Genomic DNA, 14,303 nt, shown 5'->3' on the forward strand with positions numbered 1-14,303 from the left:
TTAGATAGCCTGTGATTATATTATGTTAACTTAACCGGGCTTATAAAAAAGGACTGCTGCAAGAGAACTTGGAAAGGTTCCTATTGCACAATCCTTTTAGATAAAAAGAACAGAACACGGATGAACGGATAATACGGATTTGCGCGATTTTAAATTAGGATGACTAAATCAATAAAATCAGTGGAAATTTGTAAAATCCGTGTCTATTCTAGGTAACCACTTGCTCGTTGTGTTCTCTTTCTACTCTTTGCACCTATAACAATCGTTTTGCAAAGCTTCCTTATTATAAGACTTATTTCAGGCAAAGCCTCCATGGATGACTAGAATTGAGTTTTTAATTTTTCTTTATCCAAGGTGCATTCTAACCGTTTCATTTCTTTCCCCTGATCCAATACAACAACGGCAGGGGCCATTTTTACATCATATTTTTCCGCCAGCTTTTTCTTTGAGGCCATATCCACTTTGACAATTTTATACTCATGGCCCAATTCATTGTTCAGTTCCTCCAACAAGGTACTGAATTCCAAACTTTCATTTACTAAGGCATTGAAAAACAGGAGTAAAACCTTTTTATCACTTTGCAGAACATTGGCGTTAAAGCTATTCAGCTCTTCAATATAGCGCTCAGCAGCCACCGCTGCCGTAGCCCCGTCCCCCGCGGCGGAGACAACCTGCCTTAGGTATTTTACCCGGTTGTCGCCAACGGCGTAGACCCCCTCAAGGTTGGTTTCCATAAGGTCATTTACCGGTATATATCCCCGCTTATCCATCTCTATGCCGCTGTCTTTAAGATAGTTGGTTGATGGAACCATTCCTACGAACAGGAATACACCTTGGCACGCCAGTTCTGAAGAAGTGCCGGTTTTTAAATTCTTGATTTTTACCCCTTCTACATTCTCTTCCCCGAGAACTTCCTCAATGGTGGAGTTCCATATAAACTCCATTTTTTCGTTATTAAAGGCCCTTTCAGCACTCACTTTATTGCAATCCAGGATTCCTTCGTCATGGAGAACAAGCACGGTAACTTTACGGGCAAATTTGGTGATAAACATGCCTTCTTCAATGGCCTGGTCGCCACTGCCCACAACCACCACGTCTTCTCCTTCAAAGAACTCGGCGTCACAGGTGGCGCAGTAGGCCACGCCATTTCCCCGCAGTCTTTTTTCACCGGGGATATTCAGCAGCCTCGGCTCACTGCCCGAGGCAATAATCACCGCTTTGGCGGAAAATTCCTTGCCCTTCTTGGTCTTAACGATTTTCTCTTCCTGAGAAAAATCAACGCTGACCACTTCCCCTTTATGAAACTCAACTCCAAAACTCTGGGCATGTTTATGGAAATCCTTCATTAAATCCGGTCCGCTGACTTGAATATAGCCGGGATAATTCACGATCTCCCGGGTCGTATCCACCAAGCCGCCAATGGTTCCTTTATTGACAACCAAGGTCTTAAGCTTCGCCCGGCCGCCATAAATCGAAGCAGCCAGCCCGGCGGGGCCGCCTCCAATAATGATTAAATCGTAAGTTTCAGCCATGCCTTTCACATCCCTTTTGATTTAATTATGCGCCAAGAACTTCTGCAATCTTATCTTCGACTTTCTCATCATCGACGTTCCCCGCCAGTTTTCCTTGATACTCGCCTTCATTGAAAAAAAGGATTTGCGGCACTCCTTTTAAGGAAAACCTCTGATACAGATCCTTATCCTCTTCCACATCAGCATAGTAGAAACCAAACTTACCCTCATATTCCGGTTTCAATTCTTCCAACATGGGAACTACTTCTTTACACACATGGCAGTTTTTTCTTGAAAAGATCACCAGGCAAGGCTCGCAGTTATCATAAATAATTTCTTCAAAACGCTCTGCATCTAATTTTTGCAACGACATAATCTCCACCCCTTGAAATATAGAATAAGATTTATATCAAATACATGGAATAAAACCGTAGGCTTCGGTATAATTGCACAAACAGCGATGACATAGCCGTAGGATTAGAAACAATGCTGCAGCGATTAAATAGAATATTAGAATAGCAAGTGGAGTAGGATTGTCTGGGAGTCACTTTGCCGAGACAAAAGCGGCACCTCGTGTTAACAAATATCATCCTAAGTCTGCAGTTCGTTTCATCGCTTTTCCTTTTATTAAAAAGCAGCTATCAGAGTGCTGCTTTTCTGATAGCTGCGCATTTAACCATTTATCAGATTTCTTCTGAGAAAATCTGATAAATTGGAGCTCCTTCGCATTGCGCAGGGTAACGCAAACCGAGTAATGCCGAGACTGAGGGGGCAACGTCAACTTGGCGGATGATACGATCCGTTTTAAAGCCAGGTTTAATACCAGGGCCTGCAGCCACAAAGATGGGCGAAACGGATGTTTCAAAATAGCCTTCGGAAGTTGAAATGCTATCGCCATGCAGGCGGTTATGCCCTTCTTCAATGGAGAAGAAAATATCGCCGCATTCCGGTCCATGCGTACCAATTAGCACGGCATCTTTATTTCTAAGGCAGATGCCCACAACCCGTCTGCCGGTTCTGGCATCTCTGTAATTGTACAAATCGTTGATAATTTGTTCTTCCAATTCATACTTATCTTTGGGATCCACAATACCGTATTTGTCACGGCCTTTGAGATTGATATAAATATAGTTGCTGCGGATCTGAACAGCTCTTGTTTTCTCCCAATCCACTTCTCTTAGGGTATTGCCGTTTTCATCTTTCTTCAGAACGGTATAGCCCAGTTCTTCCATGACCTTTGTATTGAGGCCGCCATATTCTCCTAAAATAGGAGGTACGTTTTCCCCGACAATGAGGCCGTGGTCACTTACCAGCAGAACGGTCCAGCCTTCATCCAACAGATGCAGGAATTCACCAATATAATCATCGGTCTGCACATAGAACTTTTCAATAAACCCTTGATAGGTTATCTCGTCGGTGTGATCCCAGTCGGGCAGTGTCTTGGCTAAGTGCCATAACTGGTGGCCGGCGCAGTCAATATTGTGCAGGTGTGAGAATATCACTTCATATCCTTTTTCTTTGATGCAGTAATTCAGGCAATCCGCCTGCCATTTGTTGTACTGCACCCAAGAGGGTTCAAAAATTTCGCGGACTAATTCGGCATCTTCCCCGCCGATTAAGCTAACAGGCGGAACCTCGCCAACATTGGCAACGATTTCTTTATAGAGAGATTTGGGATGCCATAATTGGTCATTGGAAATATCCAAAGCGTTGCTGATCCAAAGACGAACGCTATTGCCTGCGGGATCCAATTCTAAAATCTTCATGGAACGGCAAGCCGGCTTGGTAACTTCTTTTTTGGTAACATCATCAATGATGCCGGATACCATTTTCCCTTTTTCTAAAACAACAATGGGTTTTTCTGCTTTCTTATTCTTATAAACAGCCACCCGGTCATATTCGCCGGCTTCGTTTTTAAGAATTAAAGCAGGACGTCTCATAACCCCGCCGGAGGTCAGGATGGTAAATTCCTTGGCTCCTTCCGGAGCATTGGCCCAACCGGTAGCCTCTTTAAGGGGAGAGTTAACGATATCATAAGCAACCTTACTGCCAATGACCACTTCGGTATCTTCATCGTCCATCACATAGGTGCGGATTTCGCCGCCTTGACGGGCGGTATCGCCCCACCAGAGTTCCATCATTTCATCATCAACATCATTGTCCAAGGTGTCTTCCAGATCGGAGATAATGCAGCCAACACCTGCGGGTTTATCTACCCTGGGGGCATAACGCACGCCTTTAATATCCGGGTTGGCCACGATCACTTTTTCCCAGTCAAGCTGTGCAACACCCATATTGACAGAACCGGGCTGGGTGCCATCCACAACACTCAGATTCTCGCTGTGAGAGGTCGGAGGCCAAGAACTCCCGGGCCAGTGCCAAACCATCGTCTTCATACCGGCTTCCGAGGTGATGTTCCATACTTGTTCTGCGGTGCAGTTACGGGAATCCATATTATAAACAACTGCGTCCAGGCTTTCCGGAGACTGTCTCCAATAACAAGTGATGCCGTGGGTTCCCGGGTAAGCACCTGTAGCAAGTGTTGTCCAACAAGGAGGTGTAATGGTTGGAATGGCACCGAGCAGAGTTAAATCTTCTCTGGCGGCTCCACGGTCGATTAATTTCTGTAGGTTGGGCATTTTCCCTTGGGCTAAATATTTGCGGCTGATTCTGGGGTCCATGCCATCGACGCCCAATACCAACAACTTATTGGTAAGCGGTTTTCTCTTCATGGGATTTATCTCCTTTCTTTTTAACATCTATCATGGGATTTTTTTAAAACTCTTATGCTTATTGTGTAAGTTCTTACCTTCACTAACTATATTCATTATAGGAATTTTTTCGTTTCCTGTACAATACTCGCTAATTATACCTGGTATAAGTGCAGCATATATGAAACCTAAGGTTCAAACCGAATTTTTCCAGGGAACCAATTGGTTGTCAAGTAATGCCAAAAACCCGCCAAATTTTTACCATTGGCGGGTTTTTTTCTCATTTTTTCTTCATATCAAGTACAAAGTACTCACCGGTCTTACACTCTATTTTGAACCGATGAAATTAAGTTTTTGATTCTTTAAGTCTTCTATAAAAAATAGCCATCATACAAACAGCGAAAGTAAAAAGACTAAAAATCATTCTTTCCTGCCAGCGAACTTCTTTTGCTTTAACCTCAATAGAGACATCCCCAGGCTCATTCGGTTTTAGCGTGAGTATGTAGACATGTACAGGATCAGTGACTGCCGTGTGGAATTCTTGTTTATCGTTAATTTTGAAAGCAGCCTTTTCGATTCGGTAATATCCATAAATCCTACTTCGGCTATAGACAATAAAGCCGTATTCCCCCTGCCCTTTTAAAACCGTAATCAATGAAGATGGCTGCTCCTCCGTTTTTACGATGGTGGCGTTACTCATTCCGTTCTCAAGAGCAAGCTTTAAGGAATGGTTTTGAATATTACTCTTTTTGACTGTGTAAACAGCATAGTCATCAATAACAAACAAAATCATCAAGGCCAATATGAAAAATCCACATAAGTTTACAACGAACTTTTTCATTTCTATCTGCTTATCTCTTCATATCCCCTACTCTGAAACGCTCCCAAAATACAGTGGTTCTTGGTGAACCAAAAGGGATATAAATTCTCTCCTGTTTATCGGTTTTAGCGTCACCTTTTAATACAAATCTTTTTCACTTAAGATATTGGAAGGTTCAATGACAACATTTACATTTTGAATTCCCGGCTTACCCACCATGAGAATATCCCCTTGACTTTTTTCCGGAACAAAGCCTTTAGAGGAGTAATAACCGGAGAAAAGCAGCGGAGGAGCCGGTCCCGCCCATAGCTCATATTGGCTGAGAATCCTGGCATAACGGGTTGCATAAAACTTCAAGTTATATCCCTTATCCGCTATGACCGGCATGCTATAGCTAATTTCCGTTTGCTCTGTGGGAACCGTTATGGCTTCCAGTATTTCCCCACTGCCGCTTATTTCCTCAGCCAGAATATAAATGGTTCTGATTTGTCCGGGATATTCATTCGTTAGATAATTTATCGTCAGTTTACCACTTAATTGCGCCGTCTTAAAAATATAAATATTAAAATCATCATAATTAACCCGATAATCATTCATGGTGGTGGTATAAATTTTGTAATGTTCCAGTGGCTTCTCGCTTTCTTCAAAAAGGGAGCCATTGTAATAACCATATTGATCATCAAGCTCATATCCCAGGAATTGGAACGGCGTTATCGTGGTTGTATAGTCACAATAATTCTTATTTTCCGGGATATAAAAAGAAATTTCCGAGACCTTTTCCGGGCTTCCTTTATAACCATAGTCATATTTTATTATCTTCCCATTTAAGCCGGCTTTAGGAGCCACATCCCCTTGGGGAAGCAAAATTTTTCCCTTTACTTGAAAGTACTCTTGCTCTCCATAATCCCTCCAGAAGTATAAGTCGGGTATTGTTTGTAAGTCGCAAATTTTGACCAGGGTATAACCCCCAATATTGTAGCCATTGACCTCAATCCCATCGATAAATACTTTAATATCACTATATAAAATATTTCCCCTGCTCTTAACAAAGTGAGTGGTTCCGGTTCTTTGCCGGTCGGAAAAGGTGAGGCTGGTTGTTCTGCTTTTCTGATCCCAGGTCATTTCATAGCCATAGTATTGCAGGTCTTCCACACAAATGCACAATTCATCGTTTACTTCATATACGGGAATGGTCCTTCGTTCGTAATCTTTTAAAATGATGACCATTTTAGCATTGCTTTTTTGAAAACTTCCCATAATATCGCCAATGGAGTATTGTTGATACTTTTCTAAGGCATATACTGATTTAACTGGGATCAATGCGAATAACATAATAAACAACATAAAATAAGCTTTTTTCATGATTAACCCTCCAAATAACCCCAAATATACATTATAGTAAGTTGGGGCTCCATTTTAAAACATGGATATAGAGCCTTACCTAAGGCTTTACTTGGATGAAATTTACATTATAACATTCTTCCACTATCCAAATATTGAATCGTAACCGAAATTAATGATAGGCAACGTTTATAAAAATAATCATAGTGCCGATTATCTTCAATATCTATTTTTATAGTTTCATGGTGACGAATTCTAAAATTGTTACCAATCGCTGTGAGGTCAAAGAACTCTTTTTCAAACAGTTCTTTATAGGGATCTTTGTTGCCACTCATATCGCTAATGATTCTATTTATCGATTTTTTCTTATCTAAAGTTGGAAAATAATATGTTTTCAGTCTTTCAAAAGCGTCCCAGAGTTTTTCAACGGCAATTTTGAAATTACCTTCGTCGTAATGTTTAGTGGCTTCTTGAATCAACTCTTTGAGTCCTGCTTCTTGAATTGAAGCTAATGTGCTGCTTTTTATTTGACTGTCAAACGTACTTACAATTTTGCCATTATATAATTTCAAAGCAATATCATTCAGCTTCATTATTTCATTAATTTGCGATTCAAAGTTGTTGGAACGGTTATATTTCTCGAAAAACTCTATCGCATCTATTACACAATAAGGCGAATTATAACATATAAAATCTTGTAGGCTACCAGTTTCAACATACTGCTTTTGATCATTATAACATTTAGGGGTATAAAACTGCCGTATATCATTAAAAACTTCTTCGCTTGTTGAAGTTTCGTACTGCCATCCTGTTTCAGTGGTTTCTTGATAGATGTCATTATACCTTTGCAAAAGTTGGTAAATCTGATTTCTTGCACAACGTTTAATGGATAAGGCGATTTTTTTCTCTTTTATTGCTTTTGCATTCCGTTGAGAGTAAGGAATGAACATCTTATTTTCTTCTGGTTGAAATATTCTCCATCCATAGACATCACGGTTAGATATTTTTTCTGCCGGATAAAGTTCGTACCCATCATTTTGCAACAATCTGTTTACCTCTGCAAGAAACTCTTTCCAATATTTTTTTTCAAACCTAACTGTTGGATGAAATATCTCACAAATGAATTTCAAATACGTTTCATCGGTTCCGTTCTGCAATTGGAAGCGTTCGTCTTCAAATACCCAGCAAAATGGATAATCATCATTGTTTACCGTGTGCTGCCAGATGTCACTTTCAGCATCTGGAAACCTTGAATCCAAACTCGGCATACTCTTCAAATCATATAATCTCTTCAGAAATTCAAGTTCTTCCATCCGACCGAAATAAAGATAGGTGACTTTTTTGGTTTCAAAAAAGTCGTCTATTTCAATCCCATTATGAAACAAATCGAGAATATCACGTTTTGTTATCTCACTAATTCGGTTCATTGTTTCAAATGCCCTTCCTTTCATGAGTATCCCAAAGGAAACTAACAAGCGTTATACTACTGCCAACGGCAAGTTTAGCATGACGCTCTTCGAGTCCTTTGTATGAAGCACTTTTCCCGTGCCCACTACCATATGGGTTACGCAAAGCTGCCAAGTTTGTAGCTATCGTACGCAAATTGCCCAAAATGGCTTTCATCTCAGTTGCTACCGGAGTAGTGTCGGGTATGTCTTTGGGCATTAGCTTAAGAAGTTTAATTGTCTCGCCAGTCAATTGACTAACATCCCAGTTCTTGTCCCATTCTACTCCTTTTTCATCAAGAATAGTTTTGCAACAGCTCTCAACCAATTCCTTAGCTTTTCCAATTGCTTCTGTTGGATTTTCAGACTGCATTTTTAACATTAAATCAATCTGTGCAGAAAGATATGCACTTGAAAATTTCTCTTTCAACTCTACCGCTGTAGAAGCAAGAGGATTTTTTTTATATAAGATACGGTCCATTATATCTTTGCATCGGCCATACAATTTTGTATGTTCCTCATCGTTTTCAATTTCATATTTGTAATGAACTTCGTAATAGTCTAATAAATCTTTCAACAACTTTATGGTGTCATCCTCGGTAGCTTCGCTAATATAAGCCATCAATGATTTACCCTTTGATTGTTTGTAAACCTCGCACAACGGAACCCCAACACTTTCTAATGTAAACAGATTAAAGTCATTTGTGGAAAAATTCAGAACATAGCCGCCTCTATTGAACAGCTTCATAAAAGTTCCTTTTTCAATTTGAGATAGTTTAGGCATATTTTCTTCCTTTTCTCAGTTAAATTTTTTATTCTTAAGCCATAGTAATTTGTTAGGTTATCTTCTCAATAAGTGCAAAATAGGGCTTCCCATAATTGTTAAACCGTTGGCATTTTGAACTACAGATTATTAGCCTTATCTGAAATATTTATGTCATTTACTTTGCATAAACTGTAATATTTTTTTAAAGAACCTCAATTATTTCTGCCTTTTTGAATATTTCATGGTTCTTAATATGTACTGTCCGGAAAACATCTGCTTCATCTTTAGTTTTAAAGTATTGAGTTGATCTATAAATACCCTCTTTGCCATCAGGTTCTATTTGTACGTCATAGTCATTCTCTGATTTATCAACCTTTGTAGCATTTGTAATAATGAAATTGTAAATTATAGAAAACTCTATTAGGTTAATTTTTGCTCCTAATAACTCTCCAGCTATTTCCCGAAGATATTCAAATACCATCCCTGACTTCTTTTTAAATCCGCCCTCCTGAGTAAAGGATACATTTCTCATTTTAACCGTTGACATCTTAATGTTTTCTCTATAAGGCTGTTTTAATACTAATGTGCGGTAAAGACATTCTATCCAATAACCGTCATCATGCTGTATTCGTGATGTAGGAATAAACACTATACCTAGTGTATTTTCAACTGCAAGAACCTTTTCCCAAAACTCAATGGTTTTAGAGAAGTCCTCATCTACCTTTTCATCAGGTTTCTGGTTTAATGGAAATTCTCCCATCTTTAGAGTTCCATTTAAAAAACCATAGTATAGCTTTGAGGCTGTTACAATTTCTTTTATCGTTTTAGCCTTTTCTAAAGATATATTAATAGTAAGTTTTAGACTAAAATCCCGCTCGTTTATTAAGTAAGATATTTGTAAGCAATCATCATTGACTGATTTAAATAAAGTTTCGTATATACTATCGTATGGCTGCCGTTGAATTAAAATAACTTTCTTAGCACCGTTAGCCTCAAATTCAATAGGGAATGGGTCTGGAAAAGGCTCTGGCTTTATTACAAACGCACCTTGACTTTTAATATATTTTTCTTCTAAAGGAAAATGCAATAAGTCACTAAACGAAAACTTATTATCATTGATTAAAATACAACCATCTTTATCAGGTATAACTTCCAACTCCTGTTGTGTACGATATATATAATTAGCTAAATCATTCGCTGTCTTAATATAATCCTTATTTTTTATAGCACCTTCTGGAATTTTTACATTGAATTTTAGATGCATATAATCTGAAGCTATTCCACAAGCACCCTCCCCAATATTAACATATTTGAACCCATCTGGTAACTTATGACTAAGTGCAGCAAGCACTTCAGAAGGCACTTTAGTTTTTAGGGGATTTTTACGGAAAGCTTTGTTAAAGTTTGCAAACATGTCTATCACCAATCCTCATTTAATTCATCTAAAACTAGTATTTTTGAAATTAAATCATATTTTTCATCTATTTTACAGCTGAGTTCTTCAATAATATATTGAATGAGTTCTTTCTGGTCATGTAAGTCTTTTACAATAAGGTACTTAATATTTGAGTATTGAAACTTTAACCAAGCACCTTCAACATTTTTTAGTCCTTCGCTAAGAGAATTGAGTGCAACAGTGACCTGCTCCCCGAAAACTGGTCCAAAGGAAATGTTAGTCCTGATGTAGTATAACTAAGTCAGGAGGGGACAGTTATGAGAAAACGTTTCACCGAAGAGCAGATCATTGGAATACTTAACTCCCATGAGAATGGGATGCCGGTAGCTGACATTCTTCGGCAACATGGCATTAGCGAACAAACCTTTTATCGCTGGAAATCTAAATACGGCGGAATGGAAGCAAGTGATGCGAAGAAACTTAAGCAGTTGGAAGAGGAAAACCGCAGACTTAAGCTACTCGTAGGTGAACTAACCCTCGACAACCAGGCTCTAAAGTGGGTTATTGAAAAAAACAAGTAAAGCCTGCTCGCAAGCGAAAGCTTGTTAAAGAACTCCAAGATACTTTTGGTATGAGTGAACGCAGAGCGTGCAGGCTTGTTGGTATCGGACGCTCCAGTCATAGATATGTTCCTTCTACTTCAGAAGAGAACGAGGCATTGAAAACGAGAATATCTGAACTTGCCTTTAAGTGGCGTCGCTTTGGATATAGACGAATCCATGCCTTACTTCAGCGTGAAGGACAGAAAGTTAACCACAAGAAAGTATATAGGCTATACCGGCTTGCTGGACTCGCTGTCCGTCGCCGCAAAAGAAAACGTGTTCTCTCTGGAAGGGGCCGCCCCCCACAGTTACGCCTCAACCGAATGTAAGGTGGTCTATGGATTTTGTTAGTGACTCAACAGCAACTGGGCAGCGATTTAGAGTTTTTGTAGTGATTGATGAAGCAACTCGAGAGTGTCTGGCCAGCGAAGTGGATACTTCAATAACAGGACGGCGTGTGACAAGAGTACTAGATAGAATTGCTATTTACAGAGGTTATCCCAAAGAAATCCTCTCTGATAACGGACCTGAATTTGCAGGACTGACCTTGAATCAATGGGCTTATGAACATAGGGTTATCCAACTGTTTATAGACCCCGGTAAACCAATGCAAAATAGCCATGTAGAAAGCTTTAATGGAAAACTCCGAGATGAATGCCTTAATGAACACTGGTTCAGAGGCGTAAGTGAGGCTCGTCGAATTATTGAAGAGTGGCGTCATGAATACAATACAGTTCGTCCACATAGCGGACTGAGCAACAAAACACCAGTAGAATATGCTACAGATCTGGCTAAAAAAACCTGTGAACAAATTTCGTGACTAACATCCCCTGTGGTACAAAACCTGGGGGCAGGTCAAACCCAATAAATTAAATAAGCGAACCCCTCTTCCCCTTCAATGTGAAAATGGGTTCGCTTTTGGGTTTTGTTGCTTTCGACTTCTCCTTCTGCACAGCCCCCTTGCTACTGCTTATTGTTATTGACGTGGTCGTCCATATTCATCTCGCTGTGATCCATATCGCTCATATCTCCGTCCATGTTATGGGACTGTTCGGATTGATCATTTACTGGGCGGTTCGCCTGGCCATTAGAGACTCCCGCAAAAACGGTACTTCCTCCGATGCTCTGGAGATTTTGAAATCCAGGTAGCCCGCAGTGAAATCACAGCGGACGAATTTAAACGGTTGAAAGAAGAACCTTCCCGGTAAAGCCGCAGGCTCAAAGGCCTGCCTTTTTTATAACCACTGTTGCTGCCCCCCTGTAAAAATGAAAGAAGCCAACCGGCGTAAATTTACTCCAGGTTGGCTTCTTTGCTTTGCTTCTTATTTATTACTCTGGAAGCCCATATGGCCGCTGCCCATTGAGTGATGATTGCCCAGGGGACCATGCATAGCCGGATCGTTGGCATGGTGATTCTGGTTCATGGACCGGTGGTTTTGCTGCATTTGTTCATGATACTGAAGCATTTGCTGATTGTTCATTAGGGTATTCCCGCCTTTTTGCTGCGTAGTTACGGTGGTTTTGGGAGCAACTGAATTCTGAGATTGCATCGGGGTGTTCATGGGCAGAGCGTAGGCCGCTCCCACCATGGAAACTCCCAATAGCAGTGTGGAAATTCCAATCATCAAGCTCTTTTTGTTCAACATGGATTAACCCCCTAATAATATCTGGAAGCCTGGCTGCCAGTGCTTCCTTTTTCCTTTTCAGTCAATCATTCGCACTTAAGACCCGGTTTTTGGTGGGGTGAATGCTGGAACATTGTACCATTAGCAAATATCACGATAATGTGACATCTTTGTGAAGGTTCTGTGAAACCGGTCCGTTACACTTTTAAAATGAGATGATGTACCCTGCCCCCTACCTTCTCTTTGACCCACCGAAATAGACCAAGCCATTGCGAATGTCTAGTAGCGGAGGAAAGTGATGCTGCAATTTACGCTTAAACGATTATTACAAAGGGCGAAAAATGGCGAAGAAAAAGCCCGGGAAGAGCTGATTATAAAACACCGGGACTATATTGCCCGGGTGAGCTCCCGGGTCTGCAGACGCTTTTTAAGCTGGGAGAATGATGATGAGTTGAGCATCGCCCTGCTGGCTTTCAATGAGGCCATTGACAGCTATGATTTTAACCAGGGCGCTTCCTTTGCCTCCTTCGCCTATACGGTCATACAAAGGCGGTTGACAGACTACTTCCGCAGAAACTCTGCCAAATATGAATTGCTGCTATCGGCCAACCCGGATCGGTGGGAAAACCATGCTCTGCAATTGCTGGAGCAGCGGTCCCAAAGGATCTATCAGGAAGGTGTGCAGCAGGAAAGAATGGCTGAAACCATCGAATTGTACCAACAGCACTTGGCCCTTTACGGCATTACCCTGGAGGACTTGGTGCAGTGCTCTCCCAAACACCGGGATACCCGGGAAAGATTTATTCAGGTGGCCGTAACCATAGTCCATAACCAGCATCTGCTGAAGGTCCTGAACCGGACCCGGAAGCTCCCGGTCAAGGAATTGCTGGAAATGACCGGACTGAGTACCCGGGTGCTGGAAAAGGGCCGCAGGTATATTATTGCAACGGTGCTGGTGTTCACCGAGCCGGAGCTTTCCGCCCTAAAAAGCTTCACCCAAGGCTTCATCCCCGAGACTGGGAGGGAAAATGCATGACTAAAACCAAAGCAGTGGTGATGGCCCACACCGGGAAGTTTAAAAATGTCCTGGTCTACACCACAGACGGCCAATATCTGACCACCCGCATCCAACCGGCCCCGCCGGTAGGGGCCATGGTTTATATAAAAACTCCGGTTTTACCGGTTAAACCCAAAATCTTGGCAGTGGCGGCAGCGGTGCTTTTAATCCTCTTTACCGGCCTGATGCCTCATTTCTTCATTTCTCCGGCTGCCGCTTATGTAAATATCAGTTTACAGCCGGAAATCAGGCTGTGGCTGGACAGAGAAGGAAAGGTTACCCGGGTCAGTATGAACGGTCCGGAGGACGATCATTTTGCCGCCGGCCTCAAAGGGCAGAATTTTTATACTGCCTTGGAAGGTCTGCTGCAGTACAGTCAAAAACAAGGATACTTAACCAAAGATCAGGAAATTCTTATGGGCACTCTGATTAAACTGGATGATCGCGACATTCCCCGCGTTAATGAGGAGCTTTTTAAAGATTTTCTGTGCCAACAGCTTGAACGCCAGGGTTACCAGGGAGCCGTGGTGGTCACCGGCCAGCCGGAGGAAATGATCCAATCCGCTGAGAAAAAGGGAGTTTCTCTAGGCCAATACGTGATCTATGAAAAATGCCAACAGCAAAATAAGCCTGTAGACCTGGATCTGCTCCGGCAGGAAAATGTGTCCGGCGCCTTGTCCCGGTCGGGTATTGAGGCAAAGGAACTTTTTGGCCATGATTATGTGGAGGTACACACCCAACATAATACGGATGCTGCCGGAGATCATCATAATCCATCGGCACCCATGCCAAATCACGGTAACATACCGGAAGGCAGCTCCATGATGCCGCACCGGACTATGACTCACCCCACCACTCAGGCTCCAGAGGATGCATAGGATCACACAGAGATGAGTCCGGCCAAGGGGCATAAGGGTCATAGGGGGATGGACCGGTAACAGCGGTTGGTTATATGGCACAAAGTCCCTTAGACCTGTGTTCCAGTAGAGGTCTAAGGGACTTTGAACTCTTTATCAGTGATTCGGTTTT

Annotated in this window: 12 protein-coding genes and 1 pseudogene; 4 read left to right on the forward strand and 9 right to left on the reverse strand. The window is 41.5% G+C overall.

Annotated elements, in window-relative coordinates; translation table 11 throughout:
• Positions 1–320: 320 nt before the first annotated feature.
• From DESRU_RS10600 to DESRU_RS10640, 8 genes are all read right to left on the reverse strand, one after another.
• Positions 321–1,532, reverse strand: coding sequence for an FAD-dependent oxidoreductase (locus tag DESRU_RS10600; protein WP_013842108.1), 1,212 nt, complete (start codon positions 1,530–1,532; stop codon positions 321–323).
• A gap of 25 nt (positions 1,533–1,557) precedes the next feature.
• Entirely contained in the window at positions 1,558–1,884 is a 327-nt protein-coding gene (locus DESRU_RS10605; RefSeq protein ID WP_013842109.1) for a thioredoxin family protein, read from the reverse strand.
• 310 nt (positions 1,885–2,194) lie between these two features.
• Complete coding sequence (locus tag DESRU_RS10610; RefSeq protein ID WP_013842110.1) at positions 2,195–4,243, reverse strand: alkaline phosphatase family protein; 2,049 nt, start codon at positions 4,241–4,243, stop codon at positions 2,195–2,197.
• A 325-nt stretch (positions 4,244–4,568) separates the two neighbouring features.
• On the reverse strand, positions 4,569–5,024 hold the full coding sequence (locus tag DESRU_RS10620; RefSeq protein WP_013842111.1) for a hypothetical protein: 456 nt from the start codon (positions 5,022–5,024) through the stop codon (positions 4,569–4,571).
• Positions 5,025–5,180: 156 nt separating this feature from the next.
• Positions 5,181–6,404 (reverse strand): hypothetical protein, encoded by a 1,224-nt coding sequence (locus tag DESRU_RS20865; protein WP_013842112.1) that lies wholly within the window; start codon positions 6,402–6,404, stop codon positions 5,181–5,183.
• Between the two features lie 107 nt (positions 6,405–6,511).
• Positions 6,512–7,834 (reverse strand): AbiJ-related protein, encoded by a 1,323-nt coding sequence (locus DESRU_RS10630; RefSeq protein ID WP_238446274.1) that lies wholly within the window; start codon positions 7,832–7,834, stop codon positions 6,512–6,514.
• Positions 7,815–8,612, reverse strand: coding sequence for an abortive infection family protein (locus DESRU_RS10635; protein WP_013842114.1), 798 nt, complete (start codon positions 8,610–8,612; stop codon positions 7,815–7,817). Before DESRU_RS10635 ends, DESRU_RS10630 begins: the two co-directional genes overlap by 20 nt.
• 184 nt (positions 8,613–8,796) lie before the next feature.
• Positions 8,797–10,008 (reverse strand): abortive infection system toxin AbiGii family protein, encoded by a 1,212-nt coding sequence (locus tag DESRU_RS10640; RefSeq protein ID WP_013842115.1) that lies wholly within the window; start codon positions 10,006–10,008, stop codon positions 8,797–8,799.
• A 299-nt stretch (positions 10,009–10,307) separates the two neighbouring features.
• Here DESRU_RS10640 and DESRU_RS20270 point away from each other — a divergent pair.
• Positions 10,308–11,412: pseudogene (locus DESRU_RS20270) on the forward strand (IS3 family transposase).
• Between the two features lie 140 nt (positions 11,413–11,552).
• Positions 11,553–11,741 carry a hypothetical protein gene (locus tag DESRU_RS20870; protein ID WP_187290674.1) on the forward strand — a complete coding sequence of 63 codons (189 nt, stop codon included), beginning with the start codon at positions 11,553–11,555 and terminating at the stop codon, positions 11,739–11,741.
• 173 nt (positions 11,742–11,914) lie between these two features.
• Here the strand turns inward: DESRU_RS20870 and DESRU_RS10665 are convergent, their stop codons facing one another.
• Positions 11,915–12,238 (reverse strand): hypothetical protein, encoded by a 324-nt coding sequence (locus DESRU_RS10665; protein WP_013842116.1) that lies wholly within the window; start codon positions 12,236–12,238, stop codon positions 11,915–11,917.
• A gap of 277 nt (positions 12,239–12,515) precedes the next feature.
• On the opposite strand from DESRU_RS10665, the gene sigI reads away from it, so the two are divergent.
• On the forward strand, positions 12,516–13,253 hold the full coding sequence (sigI, locus tag DESRU_RS10670; RefSeq protein ID WP_013842117.1) for an RNA polymerase sigma-I factor: 738 nt from the start codon (positions 12,516–12,518) through the stop codon (positions 13,251–13,253).
• Positions 13,250–14,152 carry an anti-sigma factor domain-containing protein gene (locus DESRU_RS10675; protein WP_013842118.1) on the forward strand — a complete coding sequence of 301 codons (903 nt, stop codon included), beginning with the start codon at positions 13,250–13,252 and terminating at the stop codon, positions 14,150–14,152. The genes sigI and DESRU_RS10675 overlap by 4 nt, the downstream gene beginning before the upstream one ends.
• Positions 14,153–14,303 lie beyond the last annotated feature (151 nt).

This window comes from Desulforamulus ruminis DSM 2154 (assembly GCF_000215085.1).
Taxonomy (GTDB): domain Bacteria; phylum Bacillota; class Desulfotomaculia; order Desulfotomaculales; family Desulfotomaculaceae; genus Desulfotomaculum; species Desulfotomaculum ruminis.